The following is a 292-nucleotide window of genomic DNA, read 5'->3' as shown; positions in this document are numbered from 1 at the left end:
ATATGACCTGTTGATGGCTCGATGTCACCAGCAAGAATTTTTAAAAATGTAGATTTACCGGCCCCGTTTGCACCAATCAAACCGTAGGTATTTCCTGCTGTAAATTTGATATTGACATCGTCAAATAATTTGCGGTCGCTAAAGCGAAGCGACACGTCTGATACTGTAAGCATAGTTTCTCCTCTATTTCTGTCTATTAGTTTTATTGTACTAGAAAGAACTTGAATTTTCAATGAATTACATTGGAATCAAAATATCTTCATCATAATGTTTATGGTCTTTTTGAAGACTG

Annotated in this window: 1 protein-coding gene; it reads right to left on the bottom strand. The window is 35.3% G+C overall.

Going from position 1 to position 292, the window contains the following annotated elements:
• The coding region (locus C1E99_RS00545) for an ATP-binding cassette domain-containing protein (protein ID WP_153060124.1) at nt 1-173 on the bottom strand (173 nt) is incomplete at its 3' end.
• Between the last annotated feature and the right edge of the window lie 119 nt (nt 174-292).

The sequence above is a fragment of the Streptococcus suis genome, assembly GCF_002964045.1.
GTDB classification, from domain to species: domain Bacteria; phylum Bacillota; class Bacilli; order Lactobacillales; family Streptococcaceae; genus Streptococcus; species Streptococcus suis_U.
This window is presented reverse-complemented; position numbering and strand designations above follow the sequence as displayed.